Here is a 25,193-nt window from a genome sequence, read left to right on the forward strand (position 1 = left end):
TGAGTACTCTGACACAAAGATGCTCATTTTATCGCTTTGGGGTTTCTTTATTTTCTTAAGTTGATGTTTATGGGACAACATTCCAAATACAAAAAGAGCCATGTTTAAAACTTGGCTCTTTTTGCATGTAAAGGTATTTCGTGTAAAATGTCGATTCAAATTCATAATAATCCAGATAAACGGATAACTTCAAGCGGTAAAATATTACATTTAATCGATAAGGAAACAAATAACAACACCTTTCCTGGCTATTGGAATATGCAAGATTTTATACAGTCTTTTGGCATATCTAGCACATAACCAAGAGCCGAAAACTCGTACCATTGCGGCAATGTATAGAACCCTGCATATTTGATAATTTCAGATATCCTAAGAAATGTTGATATCATGGGGAGTGTGTGAATAAGCAACTTCCGATAATAAGATGTTATGTAAACTTCACATGTATACGGTATACATAACGACATTCCACTACGATTTTAAAATCTAAACATATTCCTCTTTTGATGCGGTTGTTTATAGCATAAATAATTTCATAAATGCTTTATTTCCAATGGATTATAGCTTAGAAACTAAAGTAATGCCTACTTTGATAGATATGGATCAACTGTATCTCATATTTTTCATTTGACTTAGGACAAGCATACATTACTTCACATATATAGGATGGATATATATCGATTCATATCGAGCAAATATAGGCAAATATATAAGCAAAATGAATCAAAATTAATATAGCTATATTACAGTTTAAAAGAAAGAAGGTTATTTTTTTGTCTTTATCTCGATCTAATAAATCAATCAAATTAGCCCCATCTAACGAACCAATTAAGGTTTGTTGTTCAACAGGATCAATAGTAGGCTCCATAGGAGGAATACAAGTACCAGGGCTCTGTATTAGAACTGATCCGGCCAATGGATGTTCCGTGGCAGAAGGAAGCGGAACAGCTGCTACTGGTTTTGCTTCCCACGCAGAAGGAACAGGAACAACAGCTAATGGAACTGCTTCTCATGCAGAAGGCAATTCAACCGTTGTAAGTGGAGAAGGTGCTCACGCGGAAGGGTGTAATACAGAAGCTAGTGGGGATTGCTCCCATGCGGAAGGAGAAAGCACAACGGCTAGTGGAACAGCCTCTCATGCCGAAGGTCAAAATACAATAGCCAGTGGGAATGCTTCACATGCGGAAGGAGGAACTCCAGATATTACTTTATTTCCAGCTTCACAGGCACTAGGGGATTTTTCTCATGTAGAAGGAGTTGCCACAAAAACAACAGTCAGTGGAACTGCTGCCCACGTAGAAGGATTTAATACAACAGCGAGTAATGTAGTTGCCCATGCTGAGGGATCAGGAGCAACAGCTAGCGGACCTGCATCCCATGCAGAAGGATTTAATACAACAGCAAGTAATGGGGCTGCCCATGCTGAGGGATCAAGAACAATAGCTAGCGGAGGATCTTCCCATGCGGAAGGTGGCGGTACAACAGCAAGTGAATCTTTTTCTCATGCCGAAGGTCAAAATACAACCGCAAGTGGGAATTCTTCGCATGCTGAAGGTAGCTCCACAACAGCAAGTGGGAGTTCATCCCATGCGGAAGGTAACTCCACAACCGCAAGTGGAGATGACTCCCATGCCGAAGGAGGTAGCACAATAGCAAGTGGGAGTTCATCCCACGCTGAAGGAGGTGGCACAACAGCAAGTGGGAGTTCATCCCATGCGGAAGGTGGCGGTACAACGGCAAGTGGAGATAGATCTCATGCTGAAGGAAATAATACACAAGCCCAAGGAGCAGATTCCCACGCGGAAGGATCAAACACAACAGCGAGTGGAGGATCTTCTCACGCGGAAGGATCGAACACAACAGCCAATGGAGGATCTTCTCACGCGGAAGGATCGAACACAACAGCCAATGGAGGATCTTCCCACGCGGAAGGATCGAACACAACAGCCAATGGAGGATCTTCTCATGCTGAAGGCGATTCAACACAAACATTTGGCAATGCTTCACATGCAGAAGGTGGCAATACAATCGCAAATGGATCTAATTCACATGCTGAAGGTGCAGGTACAATAGCAAATGGAGATGCTTCTCATGCCGAAGGTAGTAATACAATAGCAAATGGATCTAATTCACATGCGGAGGGCATATCAACAAGTACAGGTATAAATGCGAATGGTGCCCATGCAGAAGGTGCAGGTACAACGGCAGGTGGCGATTCTTCTCATGCCGAAGGAAATAATACAACGGCAAATGGATTTGCGGCCCATTCCGAAGGTAACTTCACAACCGCAGGTGGGGATATTTCTCATGCAGAAGGTGACGGTACAACCGCAAGTGGAACTTCTTCCCACGCAGAAGGTGACGGTACAACCGCAAGTGGAACTTCTTCCCATGCAGAAGGAACAGGTACAACTGCAAGTGGATTTGCTTCACATGCCGAAGGAACAGGTACAATTGCCAGTGGGGATTCTTCCCATGCGGAAGGATCAGGTACAAGGGCAAATGGATTTGCTTCACATGCCGAAGGATCAGGTACAATTGCTAGTGGGGATTTATCTCATACTGAAGGATTGAGTACAACAGCAAATGGTTTCGAAGGAGCCCATATTATGGGACGGAATGGAGCGGTTAACAACTTCAATGGAGATCCAACCTATTCATGGAATGTAGCCTTTGGAGCTGTTGCGTATGACCTTACCGGTCTCATCGGAAAACTTCTGAATAATGGTAATATGTTTGTCGACGGGGCGTATTTAAGTCCAGCAGCCGATTATGCCGAAATGTTTGAAACAGTAGATAAAAACCCGATCGATGTTGGTTACTTTGTTACAGCAGTAGAAAAGGGGAAAATTCGAAAAGCCACCTCAAGTGATCAATTTATTTTAGGTATCACCAGTGCAACGCCTAGTCTCATTGGAAATAGTGCAGGTTTACGATGGCAAGGAAAATATTTGACCGATGAATGGGGACGAAAAAAATATCATGAAGTGACGATTCCGGCTGAAAAAGACAATGAAGGAAATATTCTTATTCCTGAAAGAAAAGAAATGCATCCAATGCTCAATCCTGAATGGAATCCAAGTGAAGAATATATCCCTCGTACAGAGCGCCCGGAATGGGTGGCTGTTGGGTTAATGGGTCAAATACTCATTCGAGATGATGGGACTTGTGAAGAACAAGGATATTGCTGGACGAATGATGATGGAATTGCAACAAAGGCGGAGAAAGGATATTTTGTATTAAAACGTACAGGAGTAAATCAAATTATGATTTTAATTCGTTAGAAAACTAATATATAACTACCGATAACACTGATTATGTAAACGAAAAAGAGCTCCTGTTGGGGCTCTTTTTTAAGACTTTACTCCTTTTCCCTTCATAGCTTTGACCCTCATAATCGTTGTTAGTAAAACCATTTGTTCTAAAACAACCCACTATCACAAACTATTCTTATCAAGTCATACAATCAATTTTTTCTTTGTCTAATTTCATTTTTATATGTATAGAATGTTAATAATCTTACATCGAAAATAGATGAGGGAAAGGAAAAAAGTTCATGAAAGAAAATACAAAACCAATACTTTTATTTATTTGTTTAGGGTTAGCGTTAGCTGTACTAGTTGGAGGCATGGTTTATGAACTTTGGGACCCACACCTTTAACTTAAAAACTTCCAATAAGTGCGGTTATATAAGGTAGCAAACGAGATCCTATTTAGGTCTCGTTTTTTCGTTTAAAGATTTAAACATAGTCAGAAGAGCATAAGGGGTTTTTGATATCACATAGCGTGATATACTAGGCAAAGCCTAGCGAAACCGTGATAGCAATAAAAGTGTTCGAATGTCCACATCGTGTACACCTATTTCGGGGGTAATGTCCCCCTGGTGTCGACATAGAGACGAGTCCATGTCCCCCTCATGTCCCCATCGCTTTTTTATAATCGTACTTTATTTTAGATCAAATTCTTTTAATGCTCTTTCCTGTTGTTCTTTTATGTCTTCATCTATTTGCCGATATTCTGTTACCGCTTTTAAAAACGATTCTTTTGCAAGAATCAATTTATTTTCTTCTCTATTTTTAAACACATACATTACATATAACTCATTATCTTTTGCTCTTCTTTTAACTACATCTGCAGAGATATCTTTACCTACTTCCCAGCTTTGCTGTACATAACCATAATCTGGATGAAGAACATGTACTAAAATAATTTTCGGTGCTTTCTTGCCAAATAACTTATCAAACAAACCCATTAGAAAGCCCCCTTTAGCATGATAAACTTACACCTTCTATATACTCCTAAAAATAAATATATATTCTTGTTTTATAGAATTTTAAATAAGTTAACTACTAATAACGATGATTATGTTTAAAAAGCTTGTTCAACTTAACAAACTGCTTTTATTTGTTTTCTCCGTTCATCTTTATTTTCTACCCCTTTAGATTTTCTTCTTCTCTTTGCCCTGATATGTCCTGTCCTTGATACCCCACTAAGAGTATTTCAATACAACACAACATCATTTGTGTTGCGTTAGAACCTAAGAACACCAATGAAAACGGCTGCTAATGCAACCCAATTTACCGAAATGACCTACTTTCACATACAACACAATTTAAACTGGAATTAAAATGATTCAAAAATCCTTAGCGCGGTTTTTTTCCGTTTCGCTAGCGGTATCCCTATTATAGAAAATTCGTGCTGGTTCATTGAAAAAGTAAAAAAACGCCCCTCTCCCCGGTTTAAGAAGGATAATAGGACGTAAACAATATTGAATAACGGTGATATAAAATATTCCTGAGAGACGAACATTGCTTGTCAAATAACTTAAAGAGATGGATTCCATCCATATATTTATTTTTATAACTACTGATTTTTACTGTATCATCGTACTTGTTTACTCTGAACGAAACAAGTCGTATCGAGTTCTTTAATGTCTAGAAATTAATAGTGAATGTTTCAAGTGTCCGCTGGCTACTAACGAATACTTTTACAGACTTAATTATGTTACAGTCAAAAATTTGTAAAGAGACTTTTTTATCAATTCCCGGTTCATGTACCGCTAGTACACATTTAGCAGGAGAAACATCATAAAGTTGGGAAAGAGGGAATTCCAATCCGTTTGTAAGAGTAATGCGTATTCCAATGTTCTCCATTCCGGCTTTGTTCAAAAGTTTTTTGAGTCGTGCACAAACGTTGTATAAATTTTTATTGTTGTTATATGTCAAAGCTAACAACTCCTCCGTAATTTCAAATTAGTATTTCACTAACACAGCATATTCACTCTATCAAAATTATGCTTGTACATTTAACCAATTAAGGGGTACAGTCAGGAAAATACGGATTTACAATGCTAAGACATATTTAAAATTCCACTATTGCAATTTTTATGATTTTAATTCATAACATTTTTTAAGTGTTACACCCTATTTTTTGCTTTTAGAAGAACGATCATAATAGTTACTTTTGATTGAATCGAGAAGAATATGCTTCTTGGCGGCAACCATCACTTTTTCCTTGAATTCAGGACGAATGAGGTGAATCAGCGGTTGTTCGACATCATTAAAATGTTTTAAAGCCTCAATCACCTGTTGATCCCATTCTTTGTAAAAATGTAAAAGATCATCAGGGTTAACTCTCTTTCGGTCAGTTCTTTCCTCTGGAATACATTCAAAAGATGTACCAATATTTAATGTTCCATAATCACTTGTTAATTGCTCACCTGGAAGAATATCCCGAATAGCAATTTCGAAATCATATGCAGTTCCCATGCAATTCGCATGAAAACTGTGGTTTACGTACCTGCCAAGATCCCAGCAAAGAATATATTGACCGTTTTTATTACGATAAGTGTATTTATTGAGAAATTTGCGTCTTTGTTTATCCAATTTAGCAACAAACTCTGGTTCCAGTATATGGTCCAGTTCATCCAAAGCCCACGTTATTGTCCCCTTAGGAATAAATTTAGTTACAAAAACTCCAAAGCCTATCTGGTCATTGATATAGCGTAGTTTCGTATGTGGAAACATCATGTGTGTTCTGGCTCCTTTTTATAATCGGTTTTATACCTATACTATGCGGTCGGGACAAGCTTGTTAACGATGATAGACATCCAAAAAATTAGAAATTAGTAATAGAAAAGCCTTTCCGATCTCCTCTAATGATTTTAGCTTGTTTTAGCTTTGCTAAATGCTGACTCATACTACTTTGAGGCATCCCAAATTTTTGATATAAGGTAGTTACATTTGTAGGACCATTTACAAGCAAGAATTGTAATAATCCAAGGCGTACCTCATGTGCAGTGACTTTTAGGAACTCAGCTGCATCTAGATATTTCTTACTATCTATTACCTTCTCTTTCAGCATTACGACATTCCCCTTTCAAGATCGTACCGTATTTGCATCAAAACCGTGATTCCATATAGATTTCAAGCAAACTACCCCCACAAAACGTTCAATTGGTTCGAATATTATATAAGGAGAATAGAAAGGTCATTTTAATGCATGATATTCATCCTCAGTCTATTTGAGCCTTATTTACGATTATTTAAGAATTGAAAGAGAAAGGATATGTATTTGAAACGTACAACGAGTGAAAACATTTTAATTTGAGTTTTTGGCATGATAATCACTTTCAGTAATTAGTTAAGCTGGAAATAACCACTTATTAAAATATTTTATGTTGGTACTAGAAGGAAATAAAAGGAGTATATCAAAAAAATGATGGAGAAAAAAATGCAACAAGAGAAAGACGAACCTAAAGTTATTTTTTATGATGCTAAAGGGAGAAGAAAGGTATTTTTCAATTGGTTTCTATGTCTCACAGTAGTCATTATGATTATTGTTTTTTATTTTTTCTTTCGAAGTATTTTTTCAACTGCGAATTTCCCATATATGAAACTGTTCCTAAATCAAGATAAAAAAATTGTATCTATCGATGAAAAACTCAGCGATCAGCAGCTGCAGAAAGAATTAAAGAATGAAGAATCCAAGTACTCTAATGCCCAAATAGATGACACGAAACACTCCCAAAGTTCAGGAACTAATAGTAAGCAGCCTAAAGAAGTCTATGGCTTTTATGTAAACTGGGATGAAAATAGTACCGCCTCTTTAAAGGATAATATCCGTTCACTAACCATGTTAGTACCAGAATGGTATCATTTAAATGCAGATTTAACAATTAGCAGTGAGATTAAGCCTGACATTATGCAATTAGCGAAAGCAAATCATGTAAAAATCATGCCTTTAATCAACAACTTTACTCAAAAAGGTTCTGGTCCTGATGGTGCAGTGATCGATAAGTTGCTGCATGCTCCTGCTAATGTACAGACAAAGTTTATTAATGATTTAGAAAAACAAATCGAAGCTAATCAATTTGCAGGCGTTAATATCGACTTTGAGTCAATACCTGAGGAAGATCGAAATGAATTAACAAATTTCATGAAAGAACTTACTACCGTGTTTCACCAACATCATTTGCTTGTGACGGAAGATGTCCCTGCTGATGATAATACCTTTGATTATGGAGCATTAGCCAAAGAAATAGATCGTATGATTGTGATGATGTACGATGAACACTATGAAGCGGGGAATCCCGGACCGATTGCTTCAAATAAATGGTTTGAGGATACGCTTAAACATTTAGATATTCCTTCAGAAAAACTTATAGTCGCTTTCGGTAACTATGGATATGATTGGACGATGGATAGCAAAAACTCTGCTGAGTCTTTAACTTTCTCAGACATCATGAAAATGGTTCATGATTCAGATTTAAAAATTCAATGGGATAAGATAAGTGGGAACCCTTATTTTCGATATAAAGAAGGAGCACAAGAACATATTGTTTGGTTTTTAGATGGTGTCACTCTCTACAACCAAATGAAAATTGCATCGAAAAATGATGCAAAAGGATTTGCATTCTGGAGATTGGGAGCAGAAGATCCTACTGTATGGAAATCATTAAAAGATCCTAGAAGGGTACAAAACAACCCCAACCCATTACATAAAATCGCTAGTACAAATCAAGTAGATTATTCTGGTCAAGGTGAAATCTTAAGGGTTACGAATGCGGGTCAAAACGGATCCAGGGACTTCCAAGTAGGCAAAGATGGTTATCTTACAGATGAAGTGTATCAGTCACTTCCAGCGTCATATCAAGTGCAACGCTACGGACAACCAAAAGGAAAACAAGTAGTACTAACGTTTGATGACGGGCCTGATCCTAATTACACGCCGAAAATCCTGGATATATTGAACAAGTATAAAATAAAAGCTGATTTCTTTGTAGTGGGTGAAAATGCTCAATTAAATACTAGTATTATTAAAAGAATATACGACGAAGGGCATGAAATTGGCAATCATACCTTCACACACCCTAACATAGCAGATACTTCTCCACTGCGCACAAAAGTAGAGTTGAATACAACTCAGCGACTCATTCAGGAAATAACTGGCCACTCTACGGTTTTATTTAGACCGCCATATGAAGCAGATGCTGAGCCGTATTTACCAAATGAGATACTGCCTATTTTGCGCGCTCAAGATATGAACTATACAATGGTTGGAGAAAAAGTTGACCCTGAAGACTGGGCCAGACCATCAACAAATGAATTGGTAAAACGTGTTCTTAGATCCATTTACAATGGTGAGGGACATGTTATTCTCCTTCATGATGCGGGCGGTAATCGTGCTCATACGGTAGAGGCGCTGCCAATTATTATTAAAGATCTTAAAAAGCATGGGTATAGTTTTGTGACAATTTCAGATTTGATGGGTAAAAAACGGGATGATATTATGCCTTCCGTTCACTCTGATGATAAGCCATACTTACTTTACGATCGGGCCGTTTTTTCAGGGGTGGGATATTTTAATCACACCTTAACGACTATTTTTTATATCGCTATTGGATTAGGTATTTTCCGCTTCTTATTTTTAATTTATTTTGCGTTCAGGCAAAAAAGGAAAACTACATCTCGTTCCTTTACTAATTCTGCTTATCAACCTTTCGTTAGTGTTGTGATAGCAGCGTATAATGAAGAAAAGGTTATTGCCAAGACGATTCGTTCTATTTTGGATAGTGATTATCGAGATTTTGAAGTCATTATTGTTGATGACGGCTCGAAAGATGGTACGTCAAAGGCAATCCAAGAAGCATTTCATAAACATCCTAAAGTTCGTTTAATTCAAAAAGAAAACGGCGGTAAAGCATCCGCAATGAATCTAGGGTTCCAAAAATCACAAGGAGAAATTGTTATTTCTTTAGATGCCGATACCATTATTGCTCAAGATGCTATTTCTTTAATGGTTAGACATTTTGAAGATCATAACGTAGCTGCAGTTTCAGGCAATGTTAAAGTGGGGAATAGACGAAATCTGTTGACTACATGGCAACATGTTGAATACATTACAGGCTTTAATTTAGAGCGCAGAGCCTTTGATGAGTTAAATTGTATCACTGTAGTTCCTGGGGCTATCGGAGCATGGCATAAAAAACGTGTGGAGAAAGCTGGATATTTAAGTGAAGATACACTCGCGGAAGATACGGATCTTACTTTAACGCTTTTGCGTCAAGGATATCGAATTGTGTATGAAGAAAAAGCATATGCCTATACGGAGTCGCCTGAAGATGTGAAAAGTCTCATTAAACAGCGATATCGTTGGTCGTATGGAACACTCCAGTGTCTTTGGAAGCATCGAAAAGCCTTATTTAATGTAAAGCATAAAACATTAGGATTTATTGCATTACCAAATATGTGGCTATTCCAATATATTTCGCAATCGATTTCTCCATTAGCAGATCTATTAATGATTATGGGCATATTTAGTAGTCATCCTTTAAAAGTTTTGGGATTTTACCTTTTATTCTTTGTAATTGACCTGCTTGCTTCACTCTTTGCCTTTAAATTAGAAAAGGAAAATCCTAAACCATTAGCCTGGTTAATTGTACAACGCCTTATTTATCGTCAATTTATGACTTACGTTGTAATCAAATCTATATTTTCTTCTATTCGAGGAATAGCGGTAGGATGGAATAAACTTAAACGAATGGGAAGTGTTGAGCAATCCCTTGGACAGAATGAGGCATCATAGGAGAGTGGATCATCCACTCTCCTTTTGCTGTTAGTTGTGGTACGGTTCACCATGACATTGATGATTAGAAATAAATTGAGATTTAATGATTTACATGAGTGATTTATTAGTATGTGGGGTTCCGACCCATGCCCATCAAGGTAAGACAAAATCATATTCCAAGAGTCTTTCAATATGCATTGTTCTTTATTTAACGAAAGGGGCAGGATAGTTGAATTAGGTTATTGAATACGTATGTAATATATGGTAATATAAACAAGAACATTCGTTCTGTTTTACAGTTAAATATGATTATTTAACTACTACCCAAAATATTTTAAAAAAGAGGTGTTTTTTATGATTTTAGGTATTAACCCTTATTTAGTTTTGGATGGTAATGGACAAGATGCAGTTAGATTTTATGAAAATGCATTGGATGCAAAAGTTGAAAGCATTCAAACTTTTGGAGAAATGCCTGAAAGTCCAGAATTCTCTATTCCAGTTGATGCGAAAGACCGTGTTTTACATGCACATTTAAAAGTCGGTAATACTGATCTCATGATTTCTGATACATTCCCAGGCCAACCATACCAAATTGGATCACAAGTGACCGTAGCCATCAGGATAAACGATGTAGAAAAATCAAAAGAAGTATTCAAAAAGTTACAAGAAGGTGGTCAAGTAGTAATGCCGCTTCAAGAAACTTTCTGGAGCCCATCATATGGACAAGTAACAGACAAATTCGGCGTAGAATGGCAAATTTCAACACTCGTTGCTGATAATAGTTGATTTTCTTTAAGCACCATATTACTCAAAGTGAAGTGGTGCTTTTTTGTATGTAATGAACCTCCCCCACTTACCGTTACACTACACCATTCACACGCTTGAAGTGGGGGTATTCTCGCCTAATTTATGATAAATAATTTGATCATCATTCTTCTTCACCAGGTAGCCAATGTTAAATAAACCAGATTTATGTACCACTGATTATGTTAACCTTTAGCCTCACAGGCTGAAGGTTTTTTATTTTGTAATCATATTTTTTAGACATTCATAAACCAGCAAATTATTTATAAAAAAAATTATTTAACCCCCTTAAAAACAAGACCTCTTGCGAATATATATAGACGGGCGGCGTAAAGGAGTGAAAACAATTATGAAAAATATTAAAATCCCCTATTATGCTGTGATTTTCTCCTCGCAACGAACAGAGGGAGATCTGGGATATGGAGAAATGGCTGACGTAATGATCAAACTAGCACCAGAGCAAGAGGGATTTCTTGGGGTACAAATTGCACAAGGGGAAGATGGCTTTGGTATTGCGGTATCTTATTGGGAGTCCATAGAAGCTATAAAAAACTGGGGAAAACATTTAAAACATCAAATAGCACAAGAACAAGGAAAAAAACAATGGTATGAATCATTTATTTTAAAGATATGTGAGGTTGAAAGCTCAAAATATTAGCTTCTTATTACTTCCTCTAACACTGATTATGTGAACAAAGAACCCTCTCCAGATCGCTTAGCTGGAGGAGGTTTTTATATACTTATAGATTATATTGACTGCCGATAACTCATGTTATGTAAATCTCACATGTATAGAGGATTTACTTAATACCTACTTTAGTGAAAGGACAATATCAACTGGCCCTGTAAATTATTTATAATCTGTCCCTTATGATCATGCCAAATTTTAAGTATAATCGAATATAAACCGACAGAATTTTTAGAAAAAGAGGTGAGAATATGTACATTCCTAAACATTTTAAAATTACAGATATAGATGAAATTAGGGAATTTATTCAAAAGAACTCATTTGGAACTATCATTACGAAATATTTTAAAAAGTAAAGACTAACGAGGGAATAGGGATGAAAATACAATTAAAAGCTGATTTAATGCTACTAATGATTACATTTTTTTGGGGTGCATCCATCTTACTTACAAAAATTGGCCTCGATTACATACAAGGATATAATTTAATCTCATTACGTTTTATTATTGCTTTTCTTTTGTCAGGCATAGTATTTTACAAGCACTTAATCAAGACTGATTTTAAAACTGTAAAATATGCTTTTACATTAGCTTCTATTTTGTTTATAGTTTATGTTTTTGCGACTTTCGGTACAAAGTATACATCTGTTTCTAATGCTGGTTTCTTAATGAGTCTCACAGTCGTATTTATTCCAGTATTATCATCTATATTTTTAAAGCAAAGGCCTGAAAAAAAAGTGATGTTTGGAATTGTTTTAGCCATAGTAGGAATAGGTCTATTAACATTAAATAGCCAATTAAAGATAGGTTATGGTGATATACTATGTATCTTATGTGCTTTACTTTATGCAGTTCATATCATCGTTACTGGCACAATGACTAAGCATGTCAATTCGATTACCCTTGGAGTTTTACAACTTGGTTTCGTTGGCCTATTTAGTATCATTTTCTCAATGTTTATGGAAACACCAAAACTTCCTGACACTTCCGAATCATGGTTTTCAATCCTAGCATTAAGCATATTTTGTACGGCAATGGCTTTCATTGTTCAAATAACTGCACAGCAATATACGAGTCCTACACATACAGGTCTTATTTTTTCATTAGAACCTGTTTTTTCAGCAGGTTTTGCTTTCATTTTCACAGGTGAAACTCTCACATTTAAAGGTTACTTAGGTGCAACACTCTTATTATTAAGTGTATTAATTGCTGAACTAGATTTTAAAAGTTTATTAAAACTAAATTATAAGAAAAATATAGAATAGATGAGTTAATGCAGAGTATTACATTGTCTACAAGTGCGGAATTACTTTTCGCTTTCCTATTATTCATTGTTGAAATCGCTTTCACTGAGAAATAAGTGGCAAATAAAGAATAAACAATTAATAATGGGACACTACCAATAACACTGATTATATAAATTATATACAAGTGAATAAAAAAACCGTCTTTTGATAGTGGGGAGAGATCATCCAGCGGTCAAACCTTTGTAGTGGTTCATGCGAGGGTAAACCAGAGAGAAGAAGCATACCATACTCCCTTTTGGTTGCACATAGTACATGGACATGTCGAAATTATCATTCACTCATATATAGGTTGCGTATAAATTGAGGTATTTGGAGCATCTTAAAAATGTAGAATTTCCTCCAATTTTACATTCGATTAGATAAACTCACTTTCATCACAAAAGAAGAGCAAAAAGACTTCAGGGATACATGAAGTCTTTTTGTGATGTTTAGAGTGTTGATAAAGGCCTGCCTTTGCAAGCATGAAAAAAAGTAGCGGTACCGCTACTTTTCATTTTAAAATTACAAAGTCGTTAAGGATCTTCTCTTTCGATAAACTATCCTGCGAATATCTAAAATGTGATAGATTAATCGATTAATCGGAATTTCTGCAAGTTCGGTTGTTTTTGTTCCGTATTCTTTTTCTAAATTGATAATACACCTATCCAGCTGCTTTTCTATGTCCAACAACAGTAAAACATTCTTATCAGTGATACGTGATTGATCCAATGCCGCTTCTTCCTGTAGGTCTTGGTGGTTGAATGCTTCATCCCATTCAGAAAATATCATATTTTTTACCCCATTCCTATTGAAAGTTTACGTACTCTAATAGTTCAACACTTGGGGCTTTTCTTCCTGCCATTTCTGCGGGATTTTCTCGATCTTTGCTGCCGCATACCCTGCTAAGGCTTTAACTTCCAATAAATGATGTTATATTAACTGGTACTGAATACGTACAAAAGTAAGTATAAGGAGAAAACATAAATAAGGTCTATTTCAAAGCAAAGGAATAATCTTATATTCTTATTGATTTTTTATACTATATAGACATATCTATCGTTTGCCACGTAGAACAAAAGGGAAATTACGCTCCCTCTCTCTCCCTGCCTGGGCCACGAAAAGGGTTTGACCGCTTCTACGCTTAGCCGGATGCTCTCTCCCACCTAAAAGAAAAGTTTTTATGTCGCTTTTTTTAGTTGCATTTATATAAAACCCAATACCGTTCATATTATTGTTTTCTATCTATGCTATGTTTTTTTAATTCCAAATTAATTTTGCGGAGGTGTTTGTGAATTTCATCCATATCAGAATAGGGAGTAGAAGAGTCTTTTGTTCTTTCAAGCAGCTTATCCTTTAGATCCTTCAAATGAACAATCCTTCTTAACAATGTCATCTTCTCACAATCCTTTCTATATTTGATTTGTACTTATTCAAACAAAGGATGATTTTAATTTTTTTACCTCCGATAATAACATGTTTTGTAAACTAAGTTGGTATAGAGTGTTCGCAGGTTAAAGCCCCACCAATATATGAAGGGGCTTTAACTCATGAATCATTCGTAATGTTTTCCTTGATAATTAACAAATCCTACAGGATGATGTGTAAAATGAATGACAGGATCCCCAGGGTTTCCTATGCCCTTAAGAGCATGGTTTTTATCAATATATTCCCCTTTTAATTCAATTTCTTCCCCTTCTGCAAGTCCGGGAATCGGTTCTTTTAATCCTAATGTGTCACCATAACGAATTGCACAAAAGGCTTCATCTGTAACTAATGATTTTTCAGCGCCTTCGATATCGATGACTTGAATCTGATGGACTAAGAAATGTTGGTGCGTACCTCCCTTAGGATCTCTATCATCTTCTTCAACCAATTTTATAATGGCTTTAACATGGATAATTGGGCCATGGAATGAAAGTGGGGCTCTATGGTGATTCATATAGCGGCTTGCTAGTGTATGACCAAAATGAGGATGATGTCTATTCATAAACTTCCCTCCATAATTGATTAGAATTTGTAGTAGCGTTAATCAAGTATCAACATGTTCATTGGTAAATCTTTCATGCTTTAATCATATAAACTTTATACAATGAGTTAAACCATGAAATCATTAAGAAATATTTATAAATATGTAAATAGGGGCGAACGTTGCTTTCGCAGCGCCCTTTGGATTAATAGCAGGAAACATTTTGCCATCTGTCGTCAATCATGTAACATTTCGTCGAGGTTTTTTAGGAGTATTTCGTGTTTGTTTCTGGTACATTAAAATAGAAAGTACATAAGAAAGGAAATGATAGAGTGAATAGAACGGTAGGTTTAAAACAATTTGATTTAACACGTGGGGCGTTAGTTAAATTTATGCAAACGTTGGATACTGAAACTGCAGACAAGCAGCCGGAGGGCTTCAACAACACAATTCGCTGGCATATTGGTCACGTGTTATCTGCGGCAGAGGCGTTCATGTTTGGCAGAGAGTTTAAGCATTTGCCAAGCGAGTATCCGAGCCTTTTCGGATTTGGCACAAGACCATCTGAATGGAAAACAGAAGGTCCTTCATTAGAAGTGTTAATGTCCCAATTACAAGAACAGGCACAGCGCATTAAAGCAATTCCGGCAGAAGCATTTGAACAGAACCTTCCGGAGCCGTTCTTAGGATTGGAAACGGTAGGTGAGCTTTACGGTATGATGCTGTACCATGAAGCGGACCATATCGGTCAAATGAAGGCCATGAAACGTATTGTAGAAGCGGAAAAAGTAACGAAATAAGAAAAAGCCTGTACAGCGTACAGACTTCCAGCGTGTGGAAAAACAAGCTTGGCGATATATAATTTCCTTCTTCCCCCTCCCCTTTTTGATAGAAAGAGGAGGTTTTTTTTATGTACTATGCAGAACAGAATCTGAAAATGACGGAAAACCGGAAGCATTATGGGGCCATGTACGATTCCAGCCATATTCTTGTGAAAATGGACAGGACAATAGATTGGATGGTGGTGTATCAATATATAAAGCCATTTTATCCTTCACAAATCGGGAGTCCGACAATTCCTCCGTTCCGTTCGCCCGTCCACGGCCTGCGCGGCGCGCATTGCCGCGGAGCCGAACAGCTGTTACAGCTATTTTTCTATTTTTTGATTAACGCCTTCAACCATTTTTTCTAACAAATGAAAAAATTGGTTTTTTTCATCTTCAGAAAGCACACTGAACATATCGGAAAGAAATTGGTTTTTTCTTCTAATCATTTCCTCGACCAGCTGTTTTCCTGAGTCAGAGAGCTTGATCCATACAATCCGCCGATCATCCTCACTTCTTAGACGGGTTATCAATCCCTCATCTTCTAACTGATTCAAAATAATGGTAGTCGCTCCGGAGGATAATTCTAATTCTCTGGAAACATCTACAACCATGCATGAATTTTTTTTATAAATCATTTTCAGCATATGATATTTTGTCGGCGTAATTTTATAAGTCGTCTCCCCTCGTTTTTCTTCTATAAGCTTATTTTTGTAACGGGAAAACGTTTCTGTGATTTTTTCGATGTACTCCAGTCTGCGTGTTATTTCCTTTTTCGATTCATTCATCTTTTAAACTCCTTTAGAAAAGCTCAAATAAATTTATACATCTAACTATAAACCCATTTCACGTGACAAACCACTCGTATGTTTTAGTTAACAAAGTAAAATTTTTTAGATTAACCTATTGTGCATATTTTTATTTTATGTTAAATTAAATTTTGTCATAAAGTAACTTTACTATAAAGTAATTAACCAGTAAAGCTATTAATAAAATTAAAAAGGGAGAGGAAACCTGTATGAAAGGACGTTTAGTTCTAGTCAATATTCTTGGAATTCTTATTGTAGCAGCTTTGGTAATCGGGGGCGTGTATTACTATAACCAAAATGCGAATTACATTAAAACAGATGATGCGCGCGTAGCAGGCGATATGGCGCAAGTAGTTTCTCCGAATGCCGGTAAAGTAATGGATTGGACCGCGAAAACAGGAAGCTCATTGTCCCAGGATAATACATTAGGACAAATCAGCGATGGTACGCACTCTGTTTCTATTACAGCTCCAATGGATGGCACGGTCGTTCAAAGCTCTGCAAAAGACGGACAATTGGTACAGCCTGGGCAAGTTCTGGCTCAAGTTGTTGATATGAAAAAGCTATATATATCTGCTAATATCGACGAAACAGCTGTGAAAGATATCGAAGTAGGCGCTAGTGTTGACGTTACAATCGATGAGGATTCATCTACAACGCTTAAAGGAAAGGTAGAAGAAATCGGGCATGCTACAAACTCTGTGTTCTCGCTTCTTCCACAACAAAACACAAGCGGCAACTATACAAAGGTAACGCAAAAAATTCCAGTGAAAATTTCTATCGGCAACTACTCTGAAGAAGTGGTGCCTGGTATGAACGCAACGGTAAAAATTTCTAAAAAGTAATGAATGCCTTTAATTTTTAAAGAAAGGAGATTATGCGATATGGCCTCTCAAACAACGGGGAAAAACAATGGAATTGCTCAACATATCCCGCTGCTGGCTGTGCTGATGGTGGGGCTGTTTTTGGCGATATTGAATCAAACGTTATTGAACGTCGCCATCCCCCATCTCACTACCGAGTTCGGCGTCAGCACTAGCACGATACAGTGGCTATTGACCGGCTACATGCTCGTGAATGGCGTATTGATTCCGATGTCGGCTTTCTTGATTGAGCGATTCGGCGTTCGCCTGTTATTTTTGATAGCGATGTTTTGCTTTACATTAGGTGCTTTCATATGCGGAGTTGCACCTTCATTTTCGATCATGCTGACCGGCCGTCTTATTCAGGCTGTAGGAGGAGGCGTTCTTTCTCCTCTTGTCATGACCATTATTTTGTACATCTTTCCGCCGGAAATGCGCGGGAAAGGGATGGGAATCTTCGGGCTGGCTATGATGTTCGCTCCTGCGATCGGACCTACACTATCCGGCTGGATCGTGCAAAACTATGACTGGCATCTTCTCTTCACCGGAATGGTGCCTCCTGGAGTCATTGTACTTATTGTTGCCTTTTTTATGCTTCGAAACATTGAAGAACCGAAAAAAGTCAAATTCGATGCAATCGGAACCTTCACTTCCTTGGTTGGTGTAGGAGCATTGCTGTACGGATTGAGTGAAGCAGGAAATGACGGCTGGACAGATCCGGTCGTGCTGGTCAACATCATTGTAGGCCTGATCTTGATAATTGTGTTTGTTGTGCAGCAGCTTAAATCTGAAAATCCGATGCTTGATATGCGCGTATTTAAATATGGCATCTTTTCTCTATCCAATATTATTAGTGTAATTCTTACGGTCAGCATGTACGCCGGAATGTTTTTGCTTCCGATTTATTTGCAGAGTATACGGGGCTATACACCGCTGGAGGCCGGTCTTCTGATGCTGCCGGGCGCACTTATTATGCTGGTTATGACTTTTATATCAGGTACGCTGTTTGATAAAATCGGGCCTCGTCCGCTCGCTATTATCGGTATGCTGATTACAACCGTTACAACGTATGAATTCACGAAGCTTACAATGGAAACATCTTATGATTACATTCTCGTTCTGAATATGGCTCGTTACTTAGGTCTGTCGTTCCTAATGATGCCGATCATGACTGCCGGTATCAATCAACTGCCGAGTCAGTTAAACAAGCACGGCACAGCCATGTCCAACACATTGCGCCAAATCAGCGGGTCGATGGGAATCAGTATTATTACAACCATCTTTACTAGTCGATCCACGTTCCATTTCGCGGCAATGAGCGATCAAATGAATACATCGAATCCTTCTTTCATGCAATCGTTCCAATCACTGGTCAATTCGATTGCACAAACTGCCCATCTGCCTATATCGCAGGCAAAAACAATGGCTGTATCAACATTGGCCGGTCAGGCTAAAATACAATCAACTGTCCTTGGCATCAATGACGCGTTTTTCTGGGCGACAATCATTTCTGCGGTAGGATTATTTTTAAGTGTGTTCTTGCGTGATGTACGGAAAGACGCAGTTGTACAAAAAGAGAAAACGAAAAAACTCGATACTGAAATTTTAATGCTGCCGGCTCCTAATCAGGCATCAGAAGCTTAAGGAATCACATCTGCATTTTTTGAAAGGGGAATTCTAAATGAAAGTTTATATTGTATACGATAGTGAAGGCGGACATACAGAGGCATTGGCGCAAGCCATCGCGGAAGGCTCAAGGGGCGTGGAAGGCGCCGAGGTGTACCTCCGCCATATCAATGACGCAGATGTTTATGAACTTCCCGACATGGATGCCATCATCTGGGGCTGCCCCGGTCATTTCGGAACCATCAGTTCAGGTTTGAAAGCTTGGATTGATAAATTAGGCTACTTGTGGGCGCAAGGAAAACTCATCGACAAAGTGGGGGCAGTCTTCTGTACTACGGCAACTACCCACGGCGGAGTGGAATCCACGATGCTCAACCTGATCACACCTATGCTCCATCAAGGAATGATGATTGTAGGCCTTCCTGGCAACATTCCGGCAAACGCGCTGTACGGGTCTTATTACGGAGTCGGCGTTACTTGTCCTGTAGAAGGTTCGGAACTCCTGACCCAACAAGGGCTGGAACTCGGAATGGCTTTAGGCGAACGAGTGGCTCAAGTCGCGCGCAAATTTACGAAAGAACAGTAATGGGGCTGGGGGTGAAGACATGCTGATTGTTGTTCTATGTATTTTGATTGCAGTTGTTTTAGTATTTTTTCTGATCGGAATCAATACCCGTTCCCTCTCTGCGAAATCAAGCAAGGAGAGGGCAGCGGCACAATTGCAGACTGCCGATGAGCCAGTGCAAGAAAGCACGTCCGCAGTCCGCATGGATGTACTGGATGCTTCTCACGAAATGAAAAAAACTGCGAACGTTAAACCGCAACAGTCTAGACAAGGCAAGGCCGATAAAATGGCGGATCAAGACTACCGCAAGGCGCTTCTTCAGCAATCCCGCACCGAGGAACAATCGAAGACTGAAGAGAAAAATGCTTCGGCAATGAATGATTCGGACTATCGAAATGCATTGCGGTCCATGCATGACGCTCATTCATCAGACAAAGATTAACCTTAAATGATTATTAAAAAAAACGCTAATACTGAGTGGATGGATCATGCGATTATCTTTATTAAAAGGGAGCATGAAGAATGGAAAATAGAAAGCTGCTCGTCCAAAATTTAGTATTAACTTTTAAGGAACAAACAAAGAAAGCACGTTTAGATGTGAATTCGGTGTTGAAGCAATATATACCGTTGAACGAATTTTATGTGCTGACAGTTTTGTTTAAATACAATCATCAGATGATGGTTTCAGAGATTGCTGATAAACTGCACGTTTCAACGAGCCATATTACAGCAGTTAGCGACAAACTGATCGAAAAAGAATTAATCGCTAGAGAACGAAGCGCAGCAGACCGCAGAATCGTATATCTTTCTATAACAGATAAAGGAAAAGAACTCGCTGAAGAAATGAAAGAAATACTAAATCAGCGCTACGAAGAAACATTCAAAAACTTCACAAATGAAGAAATTGAAATGTTTAGTTATTTGCTAAAAAAGATAAAAGTTGAAAAAACTTCATAAACATCATCAAAACATGAGGCTTCGTGAAAAATCGAGGTCTTTTTTGTTGCGTTAAGAAAATGACTATTGAAGCTCTGCATTACAAGAAGAAGTAGGAGTGGATTCCCCTCTTGGCTTGATAAATAAAAATACTAATACCGCTCCGGCTATTCCAAGAAAACCTGATATGCAGAACACGCGAGAATCAGGTCCCTTCATTAAAAATGCATATAGAGGCGGTCCCGCAGCTACTCCAACAAATCTCATAGAGCTGTAAAGCGATGTAATAGTACCCCGTTCTTCTTTTTCAACTCCCTCTGTAACCATTGCATCTAGACTAGGCAAAGCAAGCCCAATTCCGGTTCCCCCAATCACGAGACTTATTACTAATATATAGATGCCTTTTAGGAATAAAGGAATGGCGAAAGATCCGCCTAAGATTGCAAATCCAATACACGCACACCACTTCATCACCCCTTTTTTGTTCCCTATTTTTCTTCCTGTTATATACGAACATAAGGACAAAGCGGCCAATGGGATCGCCAAAATACACCCTTTCCATACCCCACCTATGTGATATTGCTTTTCAAGAATGGTGGACAAATAAAAAAGAATTCCGAACAAGACAAACATAATAACAGCCCCTAATACAAAAATAGTAACAAGCCATCTTCCTTTTTGGCGTAAGGTACTCCAAACCGATTGTACAAATGGTTTGAGCGGGAGAGGCTTCTGTTCCTGTTTTGGAGGCTTGACAAGGAAGAGAATCAAGAGAATAGCCAATACAGATAAAACAGGAATCAGCCAGAATGGTAAAAACCAAACCACAGCTGCGAGTGCAGAACCTAAGATTGGGCTCAACACTTTCCCAAATGTATTCGATGTTTCAATTAATCCCAGGCCGCTGCTAACTTGTTTCTCGTCTTGAAACATGTCTCCCACACATGGTATGACAACGGGCATAGCTCCAGCTGAACCAATCCCCTGAATAACGCGTCCTATTAAAATCAACATGTATGGATTTTCCATCTTCCAAGATGCCCAACCGGTAACCACCCCACCAATTCCTGCGATCAATAAACTTGGAATGATGACTTTCTTTCTCCCCCATCTGTCTGATAAATACCCTGCTACGGGAATGAGTAAAATGGCTACAATCGAGTATATAGTAATAATCATGGAAACTTGAAATGGTGTAACATGGAGTTTTTTTTCGATTGTAGGGAGAACAGGAATCAACATGGAATTTCCTAATGTCATAACAAGCGGAACAGATGAGAGTGCTGCCAAACAATACTTTTCTTTCTTTTTCATAGGCATCTCCAGTCTTTCATAAGCTACTTAAAAACCCACCGGTTTTCCAGTGGGCATTCTTGCTTTGTATCTTGATGAAGCGGAGAGGGTACGAGCCATCCTTTTTCCTTCATAATACGAAGCAATACTGCCTCATCTTTTGTTTTCCCCATATAAAATTGGTCAAACAGTAAACTAATATCTTCCCGAATAGCTTAACCAATCATCTAGCTGCAAGACATAAGAGAAACTGCGATGTTAGTTGCTGATAAATGACTCCAGATTTCAAACACTTCTCCGTAATCCAACGGTTCTTTCTATGAATTTCCACTTAAGATACCCATTATAACGCTCGGATATACTTCAAGATTGTTTAGCACTTAGCACGACATATAGAAAACAACTGGATTCTACCTCTTTTCATTTTTTCTCTGTCCTTGGTTTAGTTGGATCACAATTTGGCTGATTTAATCCGGAAGATTGAGCAAGTTTTAATAAATAATAACATTCTTCTCTTGCCATATGATCAGCCATTAATGTTGAAAACGTACCCAATACTTGCTCCGACAAATCTAATTCTTCTATCTCATGCAAAAATTTCGAAAACAATTCCACCTCCAGTGTAACGTCTTTTGTCATTTTCTTCAGAGCGGGAAATGATGGCAGCTGAGTACGTAAATACCCTGTTAATTCAACAGCCTTTACATAAAATTGTTCGAAATGTTTTACATACATTTCACTCTTTTCTTTTAAACGCTTTTCCACTGGATCGACTCGACTTGAAATTGTCCCTGCATGACCTGCGGCATCTAACAGCCAAACTAGATGATAATGCAATTCATGAAATATGGGTGGTACTTCCCCATTCTTTAAATACTCTAAAACCTTGATGTACTCTTCCACTTCATTCATCATGTGATTTATAAAGGTAGGAGGAAGCTGAATTTTAATACCGCCTTCTAAATGTCTCTTAAGTAAATGTAATTTAAAGCCACGAATACGTTGTGCTTCTTCTAAAGCTTGTTGCGTTAAGATGATATAATCCGCGACTCCGACCTGTGAAAGAAGCTGGTCGAACCTTTGTTTAAAATAACGAGCCTTCTCGATTTCTTCAGCTTCATTTTCAGCTAATGATTCCAAAATAAACCGTGCATGATCACCAAGAATCTGTAGCCAAAACTGATGCTCAAACTTTGCATTTTCTATAAAGGTTGTACTCATTTGCTTGTCCCCTCTCTCAAAAAGGAAAAACCTACATCCTATGTATATGAGGAAGCATTTTATTTTATCTCAAGCTCGAGGCAAAGCTCATCTCTATATAAAAAAGCCCGTCAGACCTTATTCTGTCTTGTTTTTAAGGGGGTTTAAAAATTTTTTATAAATAATTTTCTGGTTTATGAATGTCTAAAAAATATGATCACAAAATAAAAAAACCTCAGCCTGTGAGGCTAAGGGTTAACATAATCCGTGTTCTCGGAAGTTGTAATATATTTTACTCACAGAATTCTCTTCCAAAGTCGATGCTATACAGATTCTAATGTTAACTCAATAAACTTTTCAACCGCAGGGGACTGCCATTTCTTTGACTTGACGAGTAGATATGAGTATATAGGCTCAAATTCTTCATTGTGTTCCATGATATTCAATACCCCATTCTCAACCTCATTTTTCACGGTAATATAGGGCAATGCAGCAAATCCTAAGCCGCTCATTACAGTTTGTTTAATTGCTTCCAGACTCCACAGCTCCATAGTTTGAAATTTAGGTAGTTTATGATTAGCCAGGTGTGTCTCAAACATGGAACGATAACTGCATCCCTTTTCATTTGTAATAAAGTAGTCAGCAGTTCCCTTGTTTTTATAATCATCAAAATGTTGGTTTTTGTTCGGACTTGTAATTAAAACAATCTCTTCCTTGTGCAATTGATGGTAATTACAATTATCTAACTCTAATCTTGTCCAAATCATAAAAGCAACATCGACATGTCCACTCATAAGGTCTTTTTGGTTTTGCCCGCAAGTTCCGTTACTCAATATGATCTTCACATCTGGATATCTGGTCAAATATTCCCTCAAAATTGGTCCTAATCTGGAAATTGTTAATGACTCAGGTGCAGCAATTTTTAACTCTCCACTTACTTTGTTATGACTCTTCATCTGGGATATACGGTTATAAGAATGTAGCAATTCATCAGCCAAAGGAATTAATTCTTTTCCCAAGGATGTCAATTTTAACTCTCGCTTGACGTAAGCGAATAATTGTCCACCAATCTCCTTTTCCAACGCTTGAATATGAGAAGTAATGGTTGACTGCGTATATCCTAATTTTATGGCAGCATTCGTGTAGCTTCCAACATCGACAATTGTCCGGAAAGTAATAAGATGTCTTATTTCCATTCGTACTAATCTCCTCTTATCTATTCAAAAAAATGATATTTACTATTTATAATTTCAATTTTACCGATAGATAGACCTATATTATAATGAATCACAGAACTTATTCAACTATTTTTATTGAGAGGACAGATCAACCAGATGAATCTTATAGCATTCCTTTCCTACGTAATTATTACATCCATTACACCAGGACCAAGTAATATTTTGATGATGAATGAAGCAAGAAGATTTGGATTCAAGGGATCGATCCGCTTCCAGATTGGAATTATTTCAGGGTTTATTATTCTTGGCGTGGTAACCTCATTGTTAACTACGAGTCTTTACCATTGGATTCCCATGGTAGAACCTTACTTTAAAATAGTCGGCGCGGCATATTTGTTGTATCTGGCATGGAAAATTGCTTTTTCTAAGAAAAGTAATCATGATGCTGCTTATAGCCAGTCTTCCTTTTTTTCGGGACTACTTTTCCAAATTCTCAATATAAAAAGTATCTTGTATTTCTTAACTGCAATGTCAACTTTCATACTTCCTTATCATGATTCAAATGTAGCTACGCTCTCTTTTATGTCTTTAACAATACTAATAGGTTGCGCAGCATTGCTATTGTGGTCTATATTTGGTTCGGCTTTTAAAACGATATTTTTAAAATACGATAAAATAATAAATACGATAATGTGTTTGTTACTCATCTATTCTGCAATTACAATTTTCTAGAAAAAAGACCCATCTTTATATTAAAGTGTACCCTTTGTAAAGGACATTAAAAAAAACCTAGGCAGTTTTAAGAAGATGATCTCTATATTGAACAGGGGTCATCTTTTTTAAATTCCACTGGTATCTATAGTGATTGTAATAAATCATATATTGTTTAATTTCTTTTCTTAACTCATCTAGACTTGTACATGCTTTAATAGAGGACTCGTCTTTAAGATGGCCAAAGAATAATTCCTGTGGTGCGTTGTCCCAACAGTTTCCCCGTCTTGACATAGATTGGCGTAACCCTAATTTCTTTACTGCTTTTTGAAAGATAGGACTTGTATAATGAACACCTTGATCTGAGTGAATTAAGG

24 protein-coding genes and 1 pseudogene are annotated in these 25,193 nt (G+C 37.6%); 14 read left to right on the forward strand and 11 right to left on the reverse strand.

Annotation, left to right across the window (positions count from 1 at the left end; genetic code table 11):
- The first annotated feature begins 773 nt into the window (after nt 1-773).
- Nucleotides 774-3,284 carry a peptidase G2 autoproteolytic cleavage domain-containing protein gene (locus H540_RS0126685; protein ID WP_425388189.1) on the forward strand — a complete coding sequence of 837 codons (2,511 nt, stop codon included), beginning with the start codon at nt 774-776 and terminating at the stop codon, nt 3,282-3,284.
- A 662-nt stretch (nt 3,285-3,946) separates the two neighbouring features.
- On the opposite strand, the gene H540_RS0126695 is transcribed toward H540_RS0126685, so the two are convergent.
- The 4 genes from H540_RS0126695 to H540_RS0126710 all read right to left on the reverse strand — a co-directional run bounded on the left by H540_RS0126695 (nt 3,947) and on the right by H540_RS0126710 (nt 6,360).
- Entirely contained in the window at nt 3,947-4,252 is a 306-nt protein-coding gene (locus H540_RS0126695; RefSeq protein WP_028403170.1) for a hypothetical protein, read from the reverse strand.
- Nucleotides 4,253-4,934: 682 nt separating this feature from the next.
- A complete protein-coding gene (locus tag H540_RS0126700; protein ID WP_028403171.1) occupies nt 4,935-5,225 on the reverse strand; it encodes a hypothetical protein in 291 nt (96 codons plus the stop codon).
- 198 nt (nt 5,226-5,423) lie between these two features.
- Nucleotides 5,424-6,029 (reverse strand): SET domain-containing protein, encoded by a 606-nt coding sequence (locus H540_RS0126705; protein WP_028403172.1) that lies wholly within the window; start codon nt 6,027-6,029, stop codon nt 5,424-5,426.
- 88 nt (nt 6,030-6,117) lie between these two features.
- The gene (locus H540_RS0126710; protein WP_028403173.1) at nt 6,118-6,360 is read right to left on the reverse strand and encodes an ArsR/SmtB family transcription factor; all 243 of its coding nucleotides are present in this window, start codon (nt 6,358-6,360) and stop codon (nt 6,118-6,120) included.
- A 360-nt stretch (nt 6,361-6,720) separates the two neighbouring features.
- Between H540_RS0126710 and H540_RS0126715 the strand changes: the two genes are divergently transcribed.
- The 5 genes and pseudogenes from H540_RS0126715 to H540_RS0126735 all read left to right on the forward strand — a co-directional run bounded on the left by H540_RS0126715 (nt 6,721) and on the right by H540_RS0126735 (nt 12,824).
- Complete coding sequence (locus H540_RS0126715) at nt 6,721-10,086, forward strand: trifunctional glycoside hydrolase family 18/polysaccharide deacetylase/glycosyltransferase family 2 protein (protein ID WP_028403174.1); 3,366 nt, start codon at nt 6,721-6,723, stop codon at nt 10,084-10,086.
- A 336-nt stretch (nt 10,087-10,422) separates the two neighbouring features.
- On the forward strand, nt 10,423-10,854 hold the full coding sequence (locus tag H540_RS0126720; protein ID WP_028403175.1) for a VOC family protein: 432 nt from the start codon (nt 10,423-10,425) through the stop codon (nt 10,852-10,854).
- 367 nt (nt 10,855-11,221) lie between these two features.
- Nucleotides 11,222-11,530 (forward strand): antibiotic biosynthesis monooxygenase family protein, encoded by a 309-nt coding sequence (locus H540_RS0126725; protein ID WP_034672004.1) that lies wholly within the window; start codon nt 11,222-11,224, stop codon nt 11,528-11,530.
- Nucleotides 11,531-11,811: 281 nt separating this feature from the next.
- Nucleotides 11,812-11,898: pseudogene (locus H540_RS32745) on the forward strand (FMN-binding negative transcriptional regulator); the annotation flags it as partial.
- Nucleotides 11,899-11,936: 38 nt separating this feature from the next.
- Entirely contained in the window at nt 11,937-12,824 is an 888-nt protein-coding gene (locus tag H540_RS0126735) for a DMT family transporter (protein WP_028403177.1), read from the forward strand.
- Nucleotides 12,825-13,367: 543 nt separating this feature from the next.
- On the opposite strand, the gene H540_RS0126740 is transcribed toward H540_RS0126735, so the two are convergent.
- Complete coding sequence (locus tag H540_RS0126740) at nt 13,368-13,634, reverse strand: hypothetical protein (protein ID WP_028403178.1); 267 nt, start codon at nt 13,632-13,634, stop codon at nt 13,368-13,370.
- A gap of 763 nt (nt 13,635-14,397) precedes the next feature.
- Entirely contained in the window at nt 14,398-14,832 is a 435-nt protein-coding gene (locus H540_RS0126755; protein WP_028403179.1) for a hypothetical protein, read from the reverse strand.
- Between the two features lie 311 nt (nt 14,833-15,143).
- On the opposite strand from H540_RS0126755, the gene H540_RS0126760 reads away from it, so the two are divergent.
- Nucleotides 15,144-15,611 carry a DinB family protein gene (locus H540_RS0126760; RefSeq protein WP_028403180.1) on the forward strand — a complete coding sequence of 156 codons (468 nt, stop codon included), beginning with the start codon at nt 15,144-15,146 and terminating at the stop codon, nt 15,609-15,611.
- Nucleotides 15,612-15,721: 110 nt separating this feature from the next.
- The gene (locus H540_RS0126765; protein ID WP_028403181.1) at nt 15,722-16,003 is read left to right on the forward strand and encodes a hypothetical protein; all 282 of its coding nucleotides are present in this window, start codon (nt 15,722-15,724) and stop codon (nt 16,001-16,003) included.
- On the opposite strand, the gene H540_RS0126770 is transcribed toward H540_RS0126765, so the two are convergent.
- Nucleotides 15,959-16,423 (reverse strand): MarR family winged helix-turn-helix transcriptional regulator, encoded by a 465-nt coding sequence (locus H540_RS0126770; RefSeq protein ID WP_034672006.1) that lies wholly within the window; start codon nt 16,421-16,423, stop codon nt 15,959-15,961. The genes H540_RS0126765 and H540_RS0126770 overlap by 45 nt on opposite strands.
- A gap of 230 nt (nt 16,424-16,653) precedes the next feature.
- On the opposite strand from H540_RS0126770, the gene H540_RS0126775 reads away from it, so the two are divergent.
- The 5 genes from H540_RS0126775 to H540_RS0126795 all read left to right on the forward strand — a co-directional run bounded on the left by H540_RS0126775 (nt 16,654) and on the right by H540_RS0126795 (nt 20,455).
- A complete protein-coding gene (locus H540_RS0126775; RefSeq protein ID WP_034672008.1) occupies nt 16,654-17,289 on the forward strand; it encodes a biotin/lipoyl-containing protein in 636 nt (211 codons plus the stop codon).
- Nucleotides 17,290-17,328: 39 nt separating this feature from the next.
- The gene (locus tag H540_RS0126780) at nt 17,329-18,951 is read left to right on the forward strand and encodes a DHA2 family efflux MFS transporter permease subunit (protein WP_028403184.1); all 1,623 of its coding nucleotides are present in this window, start codon (nt 17,329-17,331) and stop codon (nt 18,949-18,951) included.
- A 37-nt stretch (nt 18,952-18,988) separates the two neighbouring features.
- The gene (locus H540_RS0126785) at nt 18,989-19,519 is read left to right on the forward strand and encodes an NAD(P)H-dependent oxidoreductase (RefSeq protein WP_028403185.1); all 531 of its coding nucleotides are present in this window, start codon (nt 18,989-18,991) and stop codon (nt 19,517-19,519) included.
- Between the two features lie 19 nt (nt 19,520-19,538).
- Nucleotides 19,539-19,940, forward strand: coding sequence for a hypothetical protein (locus H540_RS0126790; RefSeq protein WP_028403186.1), 402 nt, complete (start codon nt 19,539-19,541; stop codon nt 19,938-19,940).
- Nucleotides 19,941-20,020: 80 nt separating this feature from the next.
- Nucleotides 20,021-20,455: a MarR family winged helix-turn-helix transcriptional regulator gene (locus tag H540_RS0126795; RefSeq protein WP_028403187.1), complete on the forward strand. Its 435-nt coding sequence runs from the start codon at nt 20,021-20,023 to the stop codon at nt 20,453-20,455.
- Nucleotides 20,456-20,518: 63 nt separating this feature from the next.
- Here the strand turns inward: H540_RS0126795 and bcbE are convergent, their stop codons facing one another.
- The 3 genes from bcbE to H540_RS0126815 form a co-directional block, all read right to left on the reverse strand.
- On the reverse strand, nt 20,519-21,748 hold the full coding sequence (bcbE, locus tag H540_RS0126800; protein ID WP_028403188.1) for a bacillibactin exporter BcbE: 1,230 nt from the start codon (nt 21,746-21,748) through the stop codon (nt 20,519-20,521).
- A 399-nt stretch (nt 21,749-22,147) separates the two neighbouring features.
- The gene (locus H540_RS0126810; RefSeq protein ID WP_028403189.1) at nt 22,148-22,948 is read right to left on the reverse strand and encodes a DUF2935 domain-containing protein; all 801 of its coding nucleotides are present in this window, start codon (nt 22,946-22,948) and stop codon (nt 22,148-22,150) included.
- Between the two features lie 302 nt (nt 22,949-23,250).
- A complete protein-coding gene (locus tag H540_RS0126815; RefSeq protein WP_028403190.1) occupies nt 23,251-24,123 on the reverse strand; it encodes a LysR family transcriptional regulator in 873 nt (290 codons plus the stop codon).
- Between the two features lie 138 nt (nt 24,124-24,261).
- Here H540_RS0126815 and H540_RS0126820 point away from each other — a divergent pair, with 138 nt between their 5' ends.
- Nucleotides 24,262-24,837 (forward strand): LysE family transporter, encoded by a 576-nt coding sequence (locus H540_RS0126820; protein WP_028403191.1) that lies wholly within the window; start codon nt 24,262-24,264, stop codon nt 24,835-24,837.
- Nucleotides 24,838-24,894: 57 nt separating this feature from the next.
- Here H540_RS0126820 and H540_RS0126825 read toward each other — a convergent pair.
- Nucleotides 24,895-25,193, reverse strand: a 299-nt coding sequence (locus H540_RS0126825) for an IS3 family transposase (RefSeq protein WP_028403192.1), incomplete at its 5' end; no start/stop codon positions are given.

It is taken from the genome of Ectobacillus panaciterrae DSM 19096, from assembly GCF_000430785.1.
GTDB classification, from domain to species: domain Bacteria; phylum Bacillota; class Bacilli; order Bacillales; family Bacillaceae_G; genus Ectobacillus; species Ectobacillus panaciterrae.

Excerpts from the sequence above, each read along its gene's own strand:
- H540_RS0126695 (WP_028403170.1), bottom strand. The coding sequence starts at position 4,252 with ATGGGTTTGTTTGATAAGTTATTTGGCAAGAAAGCACCGAAAATTATT.
- H540_RS0126705 (WP_028403172.1), bottom strand. The coding sequence starts at position 6,029 with ATGATGTTTCCACATACGAAACTACGCTATATCAATGACCAGATAGGC.
- H540_RS0126715 (WP_028403174.1), top strand. The coding sequence starts at position 6,721 with ATGGAGAAAAAAATGCAACAAGAGAAAGACGAACCTAAAGTTATTTTT.
- H540_RS0126720 (WP_028403175.1), top strand. The coding sequence starts at position 10,423 with ATGATTTTAGGTATTAACCCTTATTTAGTTTTGGATGGTAATGGACAA.
- H540_RS0126725 (WP_034672004.1), top strand. The coding sequence starts at position 11,222 with ATGAAAAATATTAAAATCCCCTATTATGCTGTGATTTTCTCCTCGCAA.
- H540_RS0126735 (WP_028403177.1), top strand. The coding sequence starts at position 11,937 with ATGAAAATACAATTAAAAGCTGATTTAATGCTACTAATGATTACATTT.
- H540_RS0126740 (WP_028403178.1), bottom strand. The coding sequence starts at position 13,634 with ATGATATTTTCTGAATGGGATGAAGCATTCAACCACCAAGACCTACAG.
- H540_RS0126755 (WP_028403179.1), bottom strand. The coding sequence starts at position 14,832 with ATGAATAGACATCATCCTCATTTTGGTCATACACTAGCAAGCCGCTAT.
- H540_RS0126765 (WP_028403181.1), top strand. The coding sequence starts at position 15,722 with ATGTACTATGCAGAACAGAATCTGAAAATGACGGAAAACCGGAAGCAT.
- H540_RS0126770 (WP_034672006.1), bottom strand. The coding sequence starts at position 16,423 with ATGAATGAATCGAAAAAGGAAATAACACGCAGACTGGAGTACATCGAA.
- H540_RS0126775 (WP_034672008.1), top strand. The coding sequence starts at position 16,654 with ATGAAAGGACGTTTAGTTCTAGTCAATATTCTTGGAATTCTTATTGTA.
- H540_RS0126780 (WP_028403184.1), top strand. The coding sequence starts at position 17,329 with ATGGCCTCTCAAACAACGGGGAAAAACAATGGAATTGCTCAACATATC.
- H540_RS0126785 (WP_028403185.1), top strand. The coding sequence starts at position 18,989 with ATGAAAGTTTATATTGTATACGATAGTGAAGGCGGACATACAGAGGCA.
- H540_RS0126790 (WP_028403186.1), top strand. The coding sequence starts at position 19,539 with ATGCTGATTGTTGTTCTATGTATTTTGATTGCAGTTGTTTTAGTATTT.
- H540_RS0126795 (WP_028403187.1), top strand. The coding sequence starts at position 20,021 with ATGGAAAATAGAAAGCTGCTCGTCCAAAATTTAGTATTAACTTTTAAG.
- bcbE (WP_028403188.1), bottom strand. The coding sequence starts at position 21,748 with ATGAAAAAGAAAGAAAAGTATTGTTTGGCAGCACTCTCATCTGTTCCG.
- H540_RS0126810 (WP_028403189.1), bottom strand. The coding sequence starts at position 22,948 with ATGAGTACAACCTTTATAGAAAATGCAAAGTTTGAGCATCAGTTTTGG.
- H540_RS0126815 (WP_028403190.1), bottom strand. The coding sequence starts at position 24,123 with ATGGAAATAAGACATCTTATTACTTTCCGGACAATTGTCGATGTTGGA.
- H540_RS0126820 (WP_028403191.1), top strand. The coding sequence starts at position 24,262 with ATGAATCTTATAGCATTCCTTTCCTACGTAATTATTACATCCATTACA.